The organism is Streptomyces xanthochromogenes (assembly GCF_014650455.1).
Lineage (GTDB): Bacteria > Actinomycetota > Actinomycetes > Streptomycetales > Streptomycetaceae > Streptomyces > Streptomyces xanthochromogenes.
In genome coordinates this window covers 268,760-285,286 of sequence record NZ_BMUZ01000008.1, presented here as the reverse complement: position 1 = coordinate 285,286, position 16,527 = coordinate 268,760, and the positions used below count along the sequence as shown (strand labels likewise).

Annotated in this window: 14 protein-coding genes; 4 read left to right on the top strand and 10 right to left on the bottom strand. The window is 72.0% G+C overall.

Annotation, left to right across the window (positions count from 1 at the left end):
• Nucleotides 1–25 precede the first annotated feature (25 nt).
• The 6 genes from IE267_RS22340 to IE267_RS22315 all read right to left on the bottom strand — a co-directional run bounded on the left by IE267_RS22340 (nucleotide 26) and on the right by IE267_RS22315 (nucleotide 7,555).
• Nucleotides 26–1,813, bottom strand: a complete 1,788-nt coding sequence (locus IE267_RS22340; protein ID WP_189764428.1) for an ABC transporter ATP-binding protein — start codon at nucleotides 1,811–1,813, stop codon at nucleotides 26–28.
• Nucleotides 1,814–1,815: 2 nt separating this feature from the next.
• Nucleotides 1,816–2,877 (bottom strand): iron-siderophore ABC transporter substrate-binding protein, encoded by a 1,062-nt coding sequence (locus tag IE267_RS22335; RefSeq protein WP_189764427.1) that lies wholly within the window; start codon nucleotides 2,875–2,877, stop codon nucleotides 1,816–1,818.
• A 110-nt stretch (nucleotides 2,878–2,987) separates the two neighbouring features.
• A complete protein-coding gene (locus IE267_RS22330) occupies nucleotides 2,988–3,833 on the bottom strand; it encodes an ABC transporter ATP-binding protein (protein ID WP_167152754.1) in 846 nt (281 codons plus the stop codon).
• Between the two features lie 39 nt (nucleotides 3,834–3,872).
• Nucleotides 3,873–4,934: a FecCD family ABC transporter permease gene (locus IE267_RS22325; RefSeq protein WP_189764426.1), complete on the bottom strand. Its 1,062-nt coding sequence runs from the start codon at nucleotides 4,932–4,934 to the stop codon at nucleotides 3,873–3,875.
• On the bottom strand, nucleotides 4,931–5,989 hold the full coding sequence (locus IE267_RS22320) for a FecCD family ABC transporter permease (RefSeq protein WP_161255777.1): 1,059 nt from the start codon (nucleotides 5,987–5,989) through the stop codon (nucleotides 4,931–4,933). The genes IE267_RS22325 and IE267_RS22320 overlap by 4 nt, the downstream gene beginning before the upstream one ends.
• Before the next feature lie 198 nt (nucleotides 5,990–6,187).
• The gene (locus tag IE267_RS22315) at nucleotides 6,188–7,555 is read right to left on the bottom strand and encodes a lysine N(6)-hydroxylase/L-ornithine N(5)-oxygenase family protein (RefSeq protein WP_161255772.1); all 1,368 of its coding nucleotides are present in this window, start codon (nucleotides 7,553–7,555) and stop codon (nucleotides 6,188–6,190) included.
• Between the two features lie 263 nt (nucleotides 7,556–7,818).
• Here IE267_RS22315 and IE267_RS22310 point away from each other — a divergent pair, with 263 nt between their 5' ends.
• Nucleotides 7,819–8,766 carry a methionyl-tRNA formyltransferase gene (locus tag IE267_RS22310; RefSeq protein ID WP_189764425.1) on the top strand — a complete coding sequence of 316 codons (948 nt, stop codon included), beginning with the start codon at nucleotides 7,819–7,821 and terminating at the stop codon, nucleotides 8,764–8,766.
• A 37-nt stretch (nucleotides 8,767–8,803) separates the two neighbouring features.
• On the opposite strand, the gene IE267_RS22305 is transcribed toward IE267_RS22310, so the two are convergent.
• The gene (locus IE267_RS22305; RefSeq protein ID WP_189764424.1) at nucleotides 8,804–9,805 is read right to left on the bottom strand and encodes a proline racemase family protein; all 1,002 of its coding nucleotides are present in this window, start codon (nucleotides 9,803–9,805) and stop codon (nucleotides 8,804–8,806) included.
• A 20-nt stretch (nucleotides 9,806–9,825) separates the two neighbouring features.
• A complete protein-coding gene (locus tag IE267_RS22300) occupies nucleotides 9,826–10,734 on the bottom strand; it encodes a dihydrodipicolinate synthase family protein (protein ID WP_229861363.1) in 909 nt (302 codons plus the stop codon).
• Between the two features lie 216 nt (nucleotides 10,735–10,950).
• Between IE267_RS22300 and IE267_RS22295 the strand changes: the two genes are divergently transcribed.
• Nucleotides 10,951–12,339 (top strand): aminopeptidase P family protein, encoded by a 1,389-nt coding sequence (locus IE267_RS22295; protein WP_189764422.1) that lies wholly within the window; start codon nucleotides 10,951–10,953, stop codon nucleotides 12,337–12,339.
• Between the two features lie 65 nt (nucleotides 12,340–12,404).
• On the opposite strand, the gene IE267_RS22290 is transcribed toward IE267_RS22295, so the two are convergent.
• Both IE267_RS22290 and IE267_RS22285 read right to left on the bottom strand, forming a co-directional pair.
• Complete coding sequence (locus IE267_RS22290; RefSeq protein ID WP_167152760.1) at nucleotides 12,405–12,803, bottom strand: RidA family protein; 399 nt, start codon at nucleotides 12,801–12,803, stop codon at nucleotides 12,405–12,407.
• Entirely contained in the window at nucleotides 12,800–13,909 is a 1,110-nt protein-coding gene (locus IE267_RS22285) for an acyl-CoA dehydrogenase family protein (protein WP_189764421.1), read from the bottom strand. Before IE267_RS22285 ends, IE267_RS22290 begins: the two co-directional genes overlap by 4 nt.
• Nucleotides 13,910–14,041: 132 nt before the next feature.
• On the opposite strand from IE267_RS22285, the gene IE267_RS22280 reads away from it, so the two are divergent.
• Together IE267_RS22280 and IE267_RS22275 are read left to right on the top strand one after the other, a co-directional pair.
• A complete protein-coding gene (locus IE267_RS22280) occupies nucleotides 14,042–15,658 on the top strand; it encodes an AMP-binding protein (RefSeq protein ID WP_189764420.1) in 1,617 nt (538 codons plus the stop codon).
• Nucleotides 15,659–15,662: 4 nt separating this feature from the next.
• On the top strand, nucleotides 15,663–16,508 hold the full coding sequence (locus IE267_RS22275; protein ID WP_161255748.1) for a PaaX family transcriptional regulator: 846 nt from the start codon (nucleotides 15,663–15,665) through the stop codon (nucleotides 16,506–16,508).
• Nucleotides 16,509–16,527: the final 19 nt, after the last annotated feature.

Sequence of the window (16,527 nt, the reverse complement as noted above, 5' to 3'; positions counted from 1 at the left end):
TAACCCTAACCTAAATTAGGGTTACCTAACTACCCTCTCTCCAGGCCCGCCAGAGTCGTGCGTAACGGCCGCCCAGGGCCACCAACTCCTCGTGCGTGCCCTGCTCCACGACCCGCCCCGCGTCGAGCACGGCGATCCGGTCGGCTGCCATCGCCTGGGTCAGCCGATGGGCCACGAACAGGGTGGTGCGGCCCGCGCAGGCGGCCTGAACGGCACGCTCCAGTTCGGCGGCCCCCTCGCTGCCGGCCTCCGCGGTCGACTCGTCGAGCACCACCACCGGCGCCCGGCCCAGCACGAGCCGGGCCAGCGCGACATGGGCGACCTTCATGCCGTCGAGGCGTTCACCGCCCTCGCCGACCGTCGTGTAGAGCCCGTCGGGCAGCGCCTCCACCCATCCGTCGGCGCCCACCGTGCGCAGGGCCGCGGTGAGTTCGGCGTCGCTCGCCTGCGGTGCGGCGAGCCTCAGGTCGTCGGCGAGCGGACCGGAGAAGACGTGGGTCTCCTGGGTCAGCACGCTCACCAGCGCCCGCGCGCCGACCTCGTCCAGATCGGCGAGATCGGTCGACCCGATGCGCACCGAACCGGCCCCCGGGGTCTCGATGCCGGCGATGAGCGCGGCCAGCGTCGTCTTGCCGGCGCCCGTCGCCCCCACCAGGGCCAGGGAACCCCCGGCCGGGATGGACAACCCGACGTCCCGCAGGACCGGTTCGTCCGTCCCGGGGTAGGTGAACGTCAGCCCCTCGACCGTCACCGGGTACGAAGTGCCGTCCCGCGGCGCGGAGTCCGCCTGGCCGACCAGACGCTCCGCCGCCGGCTCGGTCAGCACCCCGACGAGCCGGGTCAGGCTGGCGCCCGACTTCTGCGCCTCGTCGAAGGTGAACATGATCGCGCCGAGCGGAGTGAACAGGCGGTGGAACACCAGCGGGGCCGTCGACACGTCACCGAGGCTCGCGGAACCGGTCTCCAGGAGCACGAAACCGACCACGAGGATCAGCACCAGGCCGATGAACTCCGCGCGGTTCTCCCGGCCGACGAACCGGCCGAAGAAGCGGAACACCTCGATGCCGTAGTCCCGCACCCGCTTCGAGTCGTCGGCCACCTTCTCGCGGAACGCGCCTTCGAGGCGGTACGCCCGCACCGTGTCGATCCCGTTCAGACCACTGATCAGCGCCTGCGCGCGATCGGCCTGGGCGAGCCTCTGTTTGCGGTAGAGCGGGGCGGACCTGGGCAGGTACCAGCGCAGGGCCAGCGCGTAGGCGGGCAGCGCGCAGGCTCCCGCGAGGCCCAGGTGCCAGTCGAGCCCGAACATGCCGATCGTGGCGACGGCGACGAGCACGCCCGCGGAGAACACCGTGGGAATGGCCGACCGGATGCCCTTGGACAGGACGGCGACATCGTCGCCGACCCGGGACAGGACGTCGCCGCGGCCCACCTGTTCGACCCGGGCGATGGGCATCCCGAGGACGGCCCGGACGGCCCCTTCGCGCAGTTGGGCGAGCAGATCGGCGCCGAGCCGTCCGATCAGGTAGGTGGACACGGCGGTGGCCGCCGCGCCGAGCAGCGCGGCGGCCACCATCACCACCCCCGTCGTGACCAGGGCCGAACGCGGCTGGCCCCCGGTCACCCCGTCGACCACCCGGCCGAGCAGGAGCACCGGGAGCATCTGGAGCGCCGCCCCCGCCACCGTGCTCAGCACGGTGGCGGTCGTCAGCCAGGGCATGTCGCGGCAGTTGGCCACGACCCACCGGGCCGCCTCACGGCCGCCCGTCGTGCGCAAGGTGGCCGGGGCGACGCGTGTGTCGGTGGCGCTCACGCCTAGCCGACCGACTTGACGAGCTGGTCGATCGCGTACGGCAGGGAGAGCAGGGTCGCCTGCGACATCGCCGCGCCGGCCGCCGGGCCCTCGCTGTCGAGCAGGTAGGAGACCTTGTTCGCCTTGGAGACCTTCAGGTTGGAGAAGAGCTTGTCCTTCTTGAGGGCGTCCGTGTCGGCCTTGTCGTTGATGGCGAAAACGCGGTCGACGTCGACCAGGTCCATGCGCTCCGGGGACAGCTGCGTGGAGAAGTCGGCTCCGGCGATCTTGTCGATCTCGGTCTGCCCCTTGAAGCCCATGCCGCTCAGGAGCTGGCCGCGTACGTCCTTGGTGGTGAAGGGCGTGACGGAGTTCTTGTACCAGGACAGCGCGACGGCGGTCTGGTTGGCGAACTCGGGGTGCGCCTTCTTGACCCCGGCGAGCTTGTCCTGGATGCCCTGCACCATCTGCTTGCCCTCGTCGGCCTTGCCGAGCGCCTTGGCGATGTGGAGGGCGTTGTCCTGCCACGGAGCGCTGAACGGCTCCTTCTCCGCCTTCGTGCGGGCCACCGTCGGGGCGATCTTGGAGAGCTTGTCGTAGGCGGTCTTGTCGATCTCGGAGTAGACCGCGACGATCAGGTCGGGCCGAAGGGCCGCGATCTTCTCGAAGTTGGGGCCCGCGTCGCCGTTGTTCATGATGACGTCGGGCTTGGCGCTGCCCCACTTGTCCTTCACCCAGGGCCACTGCGTGTTGATGTCGGGGCTCTGGCCGGCCGGGTTCGGGTACTGGTCGACCATGCCGACGGGCTTCACGCCGAGCGCCAGGACGTCCTGGTCGTCGGTGTAGCCGACGGTCACGACCCGCTGGGGTGCCTTGTCGATCTTCGTGGATCCGAAGGCGTGCTCCACGGTGGCCGGGAACGCACCGGAGGAGGCGGCGGAGTTGGCGCCGTCGCTCCTGTCCGCGCCCTTGTCCGACGAGTCGGAACCGCACCCGGCCAGGAGCCCCGCGCCGAGGGCCGCGACGGACACGGTCGCCGCCAGCCGCCGCCAGGACTTCATAGGTGTCGATCGGTCGAGGAGCATCCGGAATCCCTTGCTTTCGTACGGTCCGCCCGCGGCCCCGCATCGGGGCAGGCACACCTTAATCCGCGTAAGTAAGGTGAGCCTAGCCTAAGTTTCCGTACGTGTATGCGTCAGCCGCCCAGTCCCGGAACGTGGGTGCGGCCGATCGGCACGATCAGCGGGCGGTCGCCCACCGGGTCCTGGACGACCTGTGCCCGCAGACCGAACGCCTCGTGCAGCAGCTCGGGGGTCACCACATCGCGCGGGTGGCCCTGGGCGAGGACCGAACCCGCCTTCATCACGATCAGGTTGTCGCTGTAGCGGGTGGCCAGGTTCAGGTCGTGCAGCACCATCACCACCGTGCAGCCCGACTCGTGCAGGTCGTCGACGAGGTCCAGTACGTCGATGGCGTGCGCCAGGTCGAGGTAGGTGGTGGGCTCGTCGAGCAGCAGCAGGTCGGTGCCCTGAGCGAGCGTCATCGAGATCCAGGCGCGCTGGCGCTGGCCCCCGGAGAGCGAGTCGACCGGGCGGTCGGCGAGGTCGGAGACGCCGGTCAGGGCCAGCGCGCGCTCGACGACGGAGACGTCGTCGGAGGACCACTGGCGCAGCCAACTCTGGTGTGGATGACGGCCCCTGGCGACCAGGTCGGCCACGGTCAGGCCCTCCGGCGCGACCGGCGACTGCGGCAGCAGCCCGAGCTTCTTCGCCACGTCCCGGGTCCGCAGCCGGGCGATGTCCTCACCGTCCAGGACGACCGATCCCGCGGTGGGCTTGAGCAGGCGCGTCAGGGTCCTCAACAGGGTCGACTTTCCACACCCGTTGGGGCCGATGATCGTGGTCACCACGCCCGGCGGGATCGTCACGTCGAGGGCGTCGATGACGGTCCGGTCGCCGTATCCGACCGTGACGCCCCGGGCCGCGAGGCGCGGAACGTCGGCAACCCCGGGCTCGATCGCGGTGATGTACTCAACGGCCATGACTCCCCCTCTATTAGGCTTGCCTAACCTTTCTACCACCTAGCGGCGGTTGGCCCGCACCAGGAGGTAGATGAGGAAGGGGCCACCGACCGCGGCGGTGACCACACCGACCGGCAGGGTGACCGGCAGAGCCGTGCGCGCGATGAGGTCCGAGCCGATCAGCAACAGCGCCCCCACGGCACCGGAAGCCACCACGGGCGGTGTCGGGTGCCGCGTCAGACGCATCGCCACCTGCGGGGCCACCATGGCCACGAACGGCACGGGCCCCGCCGCGCTGACCGCGAATCCGGCGAGCAGCACCGCGCACAGCAACAGGACCGCCCGCACCAGGGAGTACCGGACACCGAGGCCCGCCGCCACGTCGTCGCCGAAGTGCAGGGGCTTGAACTGGAAGGCGACGCAGGCCACGACGGCCAGCACGGCGAGGGTCCCCCACAGGGCCACCCCCACCTCGTCCCACGACCGGTTGTCCAGCGAGCCGACGAGCCAGGCCTGGGCCCGCGCCACGTCCTTGATGTCGGCGGTGACGAGGAGCCAGGTCGTGATCGCCTGCGCCACCGCGCTCACCGAGATGCCGATGAGGACGAGCCGGAAGCCGTCGACGCCGCGCCGCCACGCCAGGAAGTACACCAGGAGCCCGGTGAGCAGACCGCCCGCCAGTGCCGCCCCGGACAGCCCGACGGAGCCGGTGACCGCGGTCGCGGCCCCGCCCGACACCGTCACAAGGAACACCGCGACCGCACCGGCGCCGCCGGTGATTCCCAGGATGTCCGGGCTGGCCAGCGGGTTGCGGGCGATGGACTGGGTGAGCGCTCCGGACACGCCGAGCGCGACCCCCACGACGAGCCCGGCCAGGGCCCGCGGCATGCGCAGGTCCATGATCACGAACCGGTCGACCTGCTCGCCCCCGCCGACGAGCGAGGCGATGACCTTCGGCAGGCCGATGGGGAAGTCCCCGACGGCGATGGAGACGCAGAAGACCAGGAACGCCGCCGCCGTCAGGAGCAGCGTGACGAGCGCGACCCGGGGCCGCCAGACGAACGACACGCGGCCGAGCCGCACACCCGGCGTCACCGCCGGCTTCACCACGGTTGTGTTCATGCGTTCTTGAACTTTCCTCGCAGGACCAGGACCGCGAAGAAGGGCGCGCCCAGGAGGGCGACGAGGACACCGGCGTCCAGTTCGCCCGGCCGCACCACCACGCGTCCCACGATGTCGCAGACCAACAGGACGACCGCGCCGAGCAGACCCGCGTACGGCACCAGCCAGCGGTAGTCGGGCCCGGCCAGGTACCGGGCCACGTGCGCCACCATCAGCCCGAGGAACGCGATGGGACCGCACGCCGCGGTGGCCGCGCCCGCGAGCAGGGTGATGGCGACGATGCCGACGGTCCGGATCAGCGTGATGTTCACGCCGAGCCCGCGCGCCACGTCGTCGCCCAGGTTGAGCAGGTTGACGGAGGGCAGCACGGCGAGCGCCAGGACGAGACCGACGACGACGAAGGCGGTCACCGGCCAGATGACGCGGAACGGGACACCGGCCACCGAGCCGGCGTTCCAGAACCGCAGGGCGTTCAGGGCGGCCTTGTCCGACAGGGCGACCGCGGTCGTCATCGCCGCGAGGAACACGGTGACCCCCTGCCCGGCCAGGGCGAGGGTGAGCGGATTGCCGGCTCCCCGGCCGATGCTGGAGAGCCCGAACACGACGACACCGGCGAGTGCGGCCCCCAGGAAGGCGAACCAGAGGTACTGGAACGGGTCGGTGAGCCCGAGCAGGGAGATCGCCGTCACGACGGCGAACGAGGCACCGGTGTTGACCCCCAACAGGCCGGTGTCGGCGATGGGGTTGCGGGTGAATCCCTGGATCAGCGCCCCACCGACGCCCAGTGCGATGCCCGCCACGACGGCGAGCACCGTGCGGGGTATCCGTACGGTCTGCACGATGAGCCGGATGTCACTCGCCTGCTGGTCGCCGCCCGGTCCCGAGAACAGCCCGTGCCACACCTCGGCGGGACTCAACGCGCGTGCGCCCACGGCGATGGAGACCACCGCGGCGATGACGAGGACCGCGACGACGACCCCCAACCCCGCGATCCGCCGTCGCCGGACCCCGACGATCCTGACCAGCGGCGGACGTTCACCTGTAGTCGTGCCCATGTCGACCGAGGCTACCCGGGCCCGGGCACCGGGCCGCCCGGGCACCTCGTCCCTGCCCGAGGCCGGGCCACCGGCCCGGCCGCGCGTACGAAGGGCCACGGGCGTTCCTTTCTCGTGCGTGCTGCGTGCTGCGTACATGCCGGTGCCGTGCCCGGTGGCGCCTTCGCACCACGGACACGGCAACGGCCGGGGGTCCGGTCAGCGGGCCGGCTGGGGCACACCGCCGCCGGCCGCCCCGGCGACGGGCCGCGCCCCGTCGGACGCCCCCTTGAGGTCGCGGTCGAGGATCGAGTCCAGGATCTCGCCGACGCGTATCGCGGTGTTGGACAGCAGGGACGAGGTGATCCCGTGGGTGTGCTCGGTGCCGCCCTGCAGGTAGATGCCGCAGCGCAGTTCGGGGTCGGTCGCCACGCGGTAGTCGCGCTCGACGCGGACGCGCCCCTGCTCGTCGCGGTGGCACCGCTCGGCGACCTCGCCGAGCAGGCCCAGGCCGTCGGCCTGCAGGTACCCGGTGGCGCAGACGACGACGTCGGCGTCCACCACGCTCTCCTCGCCGGTGACCAGGGACGTGACGGTGGCGCGGACCCCGTCGGCGCTCTCCTCGACGCCGGTGAGGCGCGAGATGTTGAGGAAGCGCAGCCGCTCCTCACCGAGCACCTTCTCCTGGTACGCCTGCCGGTACAGGTCGTCGATGAGGTCGATGTCCACCACGGAGTAGTTGGTGTTCCCGTGGTAGCCCATCAGCCGGCGCTTGACGTCCTCCGGCGCCGTGAAGTACTCGTCGACCGCCTGCGGGTCGAAGATGCGGTTGGCGAAGCTGCTGTCGTCCGCCGGGCTGTAGCCGTAGCGCGAGAAGACCGCGCAGATCTCGGCCGCGGGGAAGCGGCGGTGCAGGTACGCGACGTTCTCCGCGGCGCTCTGGCCGGCGCCGACCACGATGAACCGCCGGGGGTCGGTGCCCTCCAGGGCGTCGACCTTCCGCAGGAGGTCCGAGTTGTGCCAGACGCGGTCGGTCCGCTCGACGCCCTCGGGCATCACCGGGCGCAGTCCGGTGCCGACGATGAGGTTGCGGGCGCGGTGCGTGACGAGTTCGTCGCCGGACCGGGCCGTCACGTCGACGTACTCCACCACGCCGTCGCGCAGGACGGGTTCGACGGAGACGACCTGGTGGCCGTAGGAGACCATGTCGTCGACCTTCGCCGCGGCCCACTCGAAGTAGTCGTGGAACTCGACCCGGAGCGGGAACAGGTTCTTGTGGTTGACGAAGTCGATCAGGCGTCCCTTGCTCTGCAGATAGCAGAGGAAGCTGTATTCGCTGGACGGGTTGCGCAGCGTCACCAGGTCCTTCATGAAGGACACTTGCATCGTCGCGTCGTCGATGAGCATGCCACGGTGCCAACCGAAGCCCGGCTGCTGCTCGAAGAAGTGAGCGGTGACCGCCTCCTGCCTCCCGACGCGCGCGTTGTGCTCGCTCAGCGCGATCGCCATGGCCACGTTCGACGGCCCGAAGCCGATGCCGATCAGATCGTGGATCACTGGTGCGTCGCCAGGAAGAGCCTGTGACATGTCACTCCCGTTCGTGCGGGACAGCCGCCGGTGAGGCGTCGTGTCGAGGGTGGGGAAAAGGGGGAGTCCAGGCGCACCGATGACCGGCAGCCGAGCGGAACTTAGGTGAGGCTAACCTGATCCTGGTGAGACTGTCGACCGGACAAAAGGTGCATCGCGCTCGGCTCGGGCTCAATCGGCCCCGGAATTGGCGTCGTTGCGTCGTTAGGTAAGCCTTGCTTTACTTGGGTCTGATTGTTTCGCTCTTCTGAGGAGGAACCCCGATGCGGGTCGTCATGTTCGGCTATCAGACCTGGGGCCATCGCACCCTGAAGGCGCTCCTGGACTCCGAGCACGACGTCGTGATGGTCGTGACGCACCCCAAGAGCGAGCACGCCTACGAGAAGATCTGGAGCGACTCGGTCGCCGAACTCGCCGAAGAACACGGCGTTCCGGTCGTCATCCGCAACCGCCCCGACGACGAGGAGCTGTTCCAGCTGCTCAAGGAGGCGGACCCGGACATCGTCGTCGCCAACAACTGGCGCACCTGGATACCGCCGCGCATCTACACCCTGCCCCCGCACGGCACCCTCAACGTGCACGACTCGCTGCTGCCCAAGTACGCCGGCTTCTCGCCGCTGATCTGGGCCCTCATCAACGGCGAGCCCGAGGTCGGCGTCACGGCGCACCTGATGGACGAGGTGCTCGACGCCGGGGACATCGTGCGGCAGGAGTCGGTCGCCGTCGGCCCGAAGGACACCGCGACCGACCTGTTCCACAAGACGGTCGACCTCATCGCCCCGGTCACCATCGGCGCCCTCGACCTGATCGCCTCCGGCCGGACCGATTTCACCAAGCAGGACCGGTCGCAGGCCACCTTCTTCCACAAGCGGGCCGAGGAGGACATCCGGATCAACTGGTCCTGGCCCGCAGAGGACTTGGAGCGCCTGGTCCGCGCCCAGTCCGCCCCGTACCCGGCGGCCTTCACCTTCCACAAGGGCAGGCGCCTTGAGGTGCTCGGCGCCGTCGTGTCCGAGGGCCGGTACGGCGGCACGCCGGGCCGGATCTTCTACCGCGAGGGCGACGGCGTGGTGATCGTCGCCGGGGCCGACGCCCGCACGGGCCGCAACCACGGCCTGGCCGTCACCCGGGTACGGACCGAGGACGGCCGGGAACTGCCCGCGGCCGAGTACTTCACGTCGATGGGCGGCTACCTCACCGAACGCCCCTGACCCCGCCCCCTGACCTCGCCCGCGGTCACCGCCCCGGTCACAGCAGGAACCCGGCCGGGAACGGGTCGGACGGGTTCAGGAAGTACTGGGCCGTGCCCGTGATCCAGGCGCGGCCGGTGACCGTGGGTATCACCGCGGGGAGCCGGCCGACCGACGTTTCGGCGACGAGCCGGCCGGTGAACTCCGTACCGATGAACGACTCATTGGTGAAGTCGCGGTGCAGGGGCAGCTCGCCGCGGGCGTGCAGCTGGGCCATCCGCGCGGACGTGCCGGTGCCGCACGGCGAGCGGTCGAACCAGCCCGGGTGGATGGCCATGGCGTGCCGCGAGCGCGTCGCGTCCGAGCCCGGGGCCGCGAGGTAGACGTGCTTCACCCCGGCGATCTCCGGGTCCTCGGGGTGGACGGGCGGCTCGGCCGCGTTGATGGCGTCCATGATCGCGAGCCCGGCGGTGAGCAGCTCGTCCTTGTGCTCGCGCGCGAAGGGCAGGCCGAGCGCGTCGAGTTCCACGAACGCGTAGAAGTTGCCGCCGTAGGCCAGGTCGTAGGTGACCGTGCCGAGCCCGGGCACGGTCACCTTGCGGTCGAGCGCCAGGCAGAACGCCGGGACGTTGGTCAGCGTGACCGAGCGGGCCTCGCCGTCCTCGACCCGCACGTCCACGCCCACCAGGCCCGCCGGGGTGTCCAGGCGCACGGTGGTCACGGGCTCGGTGACCGCGACCATGCCGGTCTCCACCAGCACCGTGGCCACCCCGATGGTGCCGTGCCCGCACATCGGGAGCACGCCGGAGACCTCGATGTACAGCACCCCGTAGTCCGCTTCGGGCCGGGTCGGCGGCTGGAGGATCGCGCCGCTCATCGAGGCGTGGCCGCGCGGTTCGTACATCAGGAGCGTACGGACGTGGTCGAGGTGTTCCATGAAGTACTGCCGCCGCTCGGCCATGGTGGCGCCGGGAATGACGCCGAGGCCGCCGGTGACGACGCGGGTCGGCATGCCCTCGGTGTGCGAGTCGACCGCGTGGTAGACGTGTCGGGTCCGCATGAATCCGCCTCCCTGGCAGGCTACTTGTGGCCTTCGGCGAGCGCCTTCTCGGTGGCGGCGCGCACCACGGCGTCCTGCTCCGCGGTGAGCGGTTGGCGCGGCGGGCGCACGGGCCCGCCGGGGCGGCCCGCCAGGTCCATGGAGAGCTTGATGGCCTGGATGAACTCGGTCTTGGAGTCCCAGCGCAGCAGCGGGTGCAGCGCACGGTAGAGGGGCCGGGCGGTGGCGAGGTCGCCGGCGACGGCCGCGTGGTAGAGCTGGGCGCAGGCGGCGGGCAGCGCGTTGGGGTAACCGGCGATCCAGCCGACCGCACCGGCCAGGGCCAGCTCCAGGAGCACGTCGTCGGCGCCCGCCAACAGGTCGAGTTCCGGGGCGAGTTCGGCGATCTCGTAGGCCCGGCGGACATCGCCGCTGAACTCCTTGACGGCGACGATGCTGCCGTCGGCGTGGAGCCGGGCGAGCAGCGCGGGCGTCAGGTCGACCTTGGTGTCGTACGGGTTGTTGTAGGCGACGACGGGCAGCCCCGCCCTGGCGACCTCGGCGTAGTGGGCGCGCACCGAGCGCTCGTCGGCGCGGTAGGCGTTCGGGGGGAGCAGCAGCACCGAGCCGGCGCCCGCATCGGCCGCCTGCTCCGCCCAGCGGCGCGACTGCGCGCTGCCGTAGGCCGCGACGCCCGCCATCACGCGCCCGCCGTCACCCGCCGCCTCGACGGCGGTGCGCACGACACGGGCCCGCTCCTCGTCGGACAGGGTCTGGTATTCGCCGAGCGAGCCGTTCGGCACGACGCCGTCACTGCCGCTGTCGATCAGCCAACGCACGTGCTGGGCATAGGAGGTGAAGTCGACGGAAAGGTCGGAGCGCAGGGGCAGCGCGGTCGCGACGAGGATGCCGTGCCAGGGGTGGAGGCGCCGGGGTGCTGCAGACGTCATGGTCGGACTCCCTAGTGTGGTGTGTGACATTTTACTGAGTCATCGCGACCGGCCACAAGGGGTGTGACCTCGGTAGGTCCGGCTCCAACGGCCATGCGATCCAGGGAAGTTGGTGATCGACGCCTGTCCGGCGCCCCATGGGCCGTGACATAGTAATGTGAAATTGCACTGCACTCCCCTCCATCCGCCCCGCCGCACTCCACCCCGGGAGACCCGATGGCCGAGCGCCCAGCCCCCCTCAACACCGGCAGCCACGACCTTCCCGTCGGCCCCGAGCTCGCCGCTTTCATGAGCGGCGGCTGGGCTCCGACGCCGCTGCCCGGGGACATCCGGGTGCCCGGGTTCGAGGTCATGGGGACCCGTCGGACGCGGCTTTCCGCGCGCTTCCCGGGCGAGCGACTGATCGTGCCCGCGGGCGGGTTGAGGGTCCGCTCCAACGACTGCGACCACCGCTTCCGCCCGCACAGCGCGTACGCCTGGCTGACCGGGCTGACCGGCGAGGACCAGCCGGGGCACGTCCTGGTCCTGGAGCCCTCCGGGTCCGGCCACGAGGCCGTGCTGTACGTCCGGCCGCGCTCGCCGCGCGCGGAGGGCGACGACGCCTTCTACCGCGACCGCCGCTACGGCGAGTTCTGGGTGGGCCGGCGCCCCGACCTCGCCGAGACCGAACGCCTGACGGGCATCCGCTGCATCCACCTGGACGGGCAGGCCTCCCTCCCGCCGGGCCGCAACGCCGCCGATGATCCTGAACTCGCCTCCGTGCTCGGCGAGTTGCGGCTCATCAAGGACGCCTGGGAGGTGGCACAGCTCCAGCTGGCCGTCGACCACACCGCCGCGGGCTTCGAGGACGTCGTACGCGCCCTGCCGCGCGCCCGTGCCCATGCGCGGGGCGAGCGGCTGCTCGAAGGCGTCTTCGGGACGCGGGCGCGCGCCGAGGGCAACGGCACCGGGTACGAGACGATCGCCGCGTCCGGGGCGCACGCCTGCGTGCTGCACTGGATACGCAACGACGGGCGCCTCGACCCGCGCGAGCTGCTCCTGTTCGACGCGGGCGTGGAGACCGACACCCTCTACACGGCCGACATCACCCGCACCCTCCCGCTGTCCGGCCGCTTCTCCCCCGCCCAGCGCCAGGTGTACGAGCTGGTCCTGGCGGCACAGGAGGCGGGCATCGCGGCACTGCGGCCGGGCGCCGCCTTCCGGGACTTCCACCGGGCCGCGATGGCGGTGATCGCCGAGGGCCTCGCCGAGTGGGGCGTCCTGAAGAGCGCTTCGGGCGAGCTGCACCGCCGCTACACGCTGTGCGGCAGCGGGCACATGCTCGGCCTTGACGTGCACGACTGCGCGCAGGCCCGCGCCGAGACCTACCTCGACGGCGTGCTGGAGGCGGGCCAGGTCCTCACCGTCGAACCGGGCCTCTACCTCCAGCCGGACGACGAGACCCTGCCGCCCGAACTGCGCGGTCTGGGCGTGCGCATCGAGGACGACCTCGTCATCACGCAGAACGGGGCGCGGCTGCTGTCGGGCGCGCTGCCGAGGTCGGTGGCGGGGATCGAGGAGTGGATGGGAGGACTGCTGGAGGGCGGCTCGCCGGGTCCTGTGTGACCGCGCCCCGCGGACCGGCACCCCCGCAGGAGGCACCCGCGGGACCCGCCCCTCGGACCGCCGCCCTACTCCAGGACCGCGAACCCGTCCAGCTCGACCAGGGCCTCGCTGTCCCACAGCCGCACCGCGCCGATCACCGCCATCGCCGGATAGTCCCGGCCCGCCAACTCCCGCCAGATCGCGCCCAGTTCACGGGCCCGCTCCCGGTAGTCGGCGACGTCCGTCGCGTACACGGTGACCCGGGCCAGCTCCGCCGGCGTCCCGCCGGCCGCGGCCAGCGCCGCCAGGAGGTTCGTCAGCGCGGTGCGGAACTGCTCGGTCAGCGTGGTGCCGACCACGTTGCCGGCCCCGTCGAGCGCGGTCTGCCCGGCGAGGAAGACCACGCGCGAGCCCGTGGCGACGACGGCGTGGCTGAAGCCGGTCGCCGGGGACAGCGCGGCGGGGTTCACCCGGTCCAGGCTCACCGGTACAGCTCCTTCGCGATGATCGTGCGCTGCACTTCGCTGGCGCCCTCGTAGATGCGGGGCGCGCGGACCTCCCGGTAGAGGTGTTCGAGCAGATGCCCGCGCTGCAGGGCGCGGGCGCCGTGGAGCTGGACGGCCGCGTCCACGACGTACTGCGCCGCCTCGGTGGCGAACAGCTTCGCCATGGCCGAGCCGCGCGCGATGCCCGCGTCCCCCCGGTCGTAGGCCTCGGCGGCCGCGTACACCAGGAGCCGGGCGGCCTCGGTGCGGGTCGCCATGTCGGCGACCCGGTGGGCGACGGTCTGGAGGTCCTTGAGCGGGCCGCCGAACGCGGTGCGGTGCGCGGTGTGGGCGAGGGTGGCGTCGAGCGCAGCCTGGGCCATGCCGACGGCGAACGCCCCGACGCTGGGCCGGAACAGGTTCAGCGTGTTCATCGCGACCCGGAAGCCCCGGTCCCGCTCCCCCAGGACGTCGTCCGGGCCCACCGGCACGCCGTCGAAGGCGAGGCTGCCGATGGCGTGCGGGGCGAGCAGGTCCAGCGGGGTGCCGCTGAGGCCGGGGCGGTCGGCGGGGACCAGGAAGGCGGTGACCCCGCGGGCGCCCGCGTCCGGCGTGGTGCGGGCGAAGACGGTGTAGAAGTCGGCTCCGGGGGCGTTGGAGATCCAGCACTTCTCGCCGGTCAGCCGCCAACCCCCCTTGTCCTGGCCGGCGTCGAGGCGCAGCGCCGCCGCGTCCGAGCCCGCGTCCGGCTCGCTCAGCGCGAACGCGGCGACCGCGCGGCCCGCCGTCACCTCGGGCAGCCAGCGCTCGCGCTGCGCCGGCGTCCCGTACGCGGCGACCGGGTGCGCGCCGAGGCCCTGGAGGGCGAGCGCGGTCTCCGCCCCGGTGCACGCGTACGCCAGCGACTCGCGCAGCAGGCACAGATCGAGCGCGCCGGAGCCGAAGAGCCGGGCGAGCAGGCCGTGCTCGCCGAGCGCCTCGACGAGTGGCCGGTTCACCCGGCCTGGCTCACCCTTGTCCGCAAGGGGGCGCAGCCGCGCCCCCGCCAGCACCCGCAGTTCCCCGCACCACTCCAGCTGGTCCGGCGCCAGCGCGAATCCGGGCATGACCACCCCTTTCCGACTCGGGTTCCGACTCTCCCACTCGGCCGCGACAACGACAGGGACCGCCCTATCGCGAACTGTTGACTGTCGTCATCCAAACGATACGCTCCAGAGGCGACAAGGGGGCGATCCCGTATGGAGCTGAAGAACTCGGCGCACGCCGACACCTTTCCCCGCGACCACCTGCCGCCCACCGACCAGTGGCCGCGCCTGGTCCTCGGGCCACCGGGGCCGCACTACCCCGAGCGGCTCAACTGCGGCGCCGAACTCCTGGACACCACGATCGAGCGCTTCGGCCCCGACCGCCCCGTCTTCCGCACCGGCGAGGGCGAGGTGTGGACGTACCGGGAACTGCGCGACCGGGCCGACCGGATCGCCCACGTCCTGACCGGGGAGCTCGGCGTGGTGCCCGGCAACCGGGTGCTGCTGCGCGGGCCCACCACACCGTGGCTGGCCGCGTGCTGGCTCGCGGTGATGAAGGCGGGGGCGGTCGCCGTCACCGTACTGGCCCAACAGCGCGCCCACGAGCTGGGCGTCATGTGCTCCATCGCGCGGATCAGCCACGCGCTGTGCGACGCCCGCGTCCTGGCGGACCTGGAGCGGGCCGAGGCGCCGGGCCTGAGCATCACGGCGTACGGGGGCGACGGTCCCGGCGACCTCCTGAACCTGGTCAAGGACGCACCCGCCGAGCGGTTCGCGGCGGTGGACACCTCGGCCGACGACGTCGCCCTGATCGCGTTCACCTCCGGCACGACGGGACGGCCCAAGGGCTGTATGCACTTCCACCGGGACGTCCTCGCCATCGCCGACACCTTCGCGGCGCAGGTGCTCAAACCCACGCCCGACGACCTCTTCACGGGCAGCCCCCCGCTCGGCTTCACCTTCGGGCTCGGCGGTCTCGTCGTCTTCCCGCTGCGGGCCGGCGCCTCGGCGCTGCTGCTCGAACAGGCAGGCCCCCGGCAGCTGTTGCCCGCCCTCGCCGAACACCGGGTGTCCGTCCTGTTCACCGCGCCGACCGCCTACCGCACGATGCTGGACGAGCTCGACGCGTACGACCTGAGCGCCCTGCGCCGCTGTGTGTCGGCCGGCGAGAACCTTCCCGCGGCGACCTGGCAGGCCTGGCAGGAGCGGACCGGGCTGCGCATCATCAACGGGATCGGCGCCACCGAACTGCTGCACATCTTCATCTCGGCGGCGGACGAGGACATCCGGCCCGGCACCACCGGGCGGCCCGTCCCCGGCTGGCAGGCCCGTGTGGTCGACGCCCAGGGGCAGCCGCTGCCGGACGGCGAGCCCGGGCTGCTCGCCGTACGCGGCCCGGTCGGCTGCCGCTACCTCGCCGACGAGCGCCAGCGCGTCTACGTCCGCGACGGCTGGAACATCACCGGTGACACCTATGTGCGTGACGGCGACGGCCGGTTCCGGTACGTGGCACGGGCCGACGACATGATCATTTCCGCCGGGTTCAACATCGCGGGCCCCGAGGTCGAGGACGCCCTGCTGCGTCACCCCCTCGTCACGGAGGCCGCCGTAGTCGGGCGGCCCGACGAACGGCGCGGCCAAGTGGCCGTCGCCTACTGCGTGCTGGGGCCGGACGCCGCGCGCGACGAGAGCGCCAAGGAGCTCCTTCGCGACTTCGTCAAGCAGGAGCTCGTGCCTTACAAGTGCCCGCGCGAGATCGTCTTCCTGGACGCGCTGCCGCGTACCCCCACCGGCAAACTCCAGCGCTTCCGGCTGCGGGAACTAGAGTGATCGCGTGGCCGAGCAGCACACCCCCCGATCCCTGATCGTGACCCTGTACGGCGCCTACGGGCGCGAGACCTCCGGCTCCCTGGCGGTGGCCGAACTCATCCGGCTGCTCGCGGCGGTCGGGGTCGACGCGCCCTCCGTGCGCTCGTCGGTGTCCCGGCTCAAACGGCGCGGGCTCCTCGAAGCCCGGCCCACCGCGGCGGGCGCGGCGGGCTACGCCCTGTCGGCCGACGCCCGCCAGCTCCTGGACGACGGCGACCGGCGCATCTACGCACCGCCCTCCCCGGGCGCGGGCGACGGCTGGGTGCTCGCGGTGTTCTCGGTGCCGGAGTCCGAGCGCAGCAAGCGGCACGTGCTGCGCTCGCGCCTGGCCGGGCTCGGTTTCGGCACCGCGGCGCCGGGCGTGTGGCTCGCCCCGGCCCGGCTGTACGACGAGACCCGGCACACCCTTGAGCGGCTCCAACTCGCGCCGTACGTCGAGCTGTTCAAGGGCGAACACCTCGGCTTCGCGCCCACCGCCGAGGCCGTCGCCCGCTGGTGGGACCTGCCCGCGCTCGCCAAGCAGCACGAGGACTTCCTCGACCGCCACGAACCGGTGCTGCGCGCCTGGCAGTCGCGCCCGGCCGCGGACCCCGCGGGCGCCGGGGCCGACGCCGAGGCCGCCTACCGGGACTACCTGCTCGCCCTCGACTCCTGGCGCAGGCTGCCGTACGCCGACCCGGGCCTGCCCGGCGAGCTCCTGCCCCACGGCTGGCCCGGCGCCCGCTCCGCGGAGGTGTTCGGCGCGCTGCACGGGCTGCTGCGCGAGACGGGCGGTGCGTTCGTGCGCGGTGCGCTGCCCGGCCGGGGGTAGCGCACACGGCCTCCCGCCG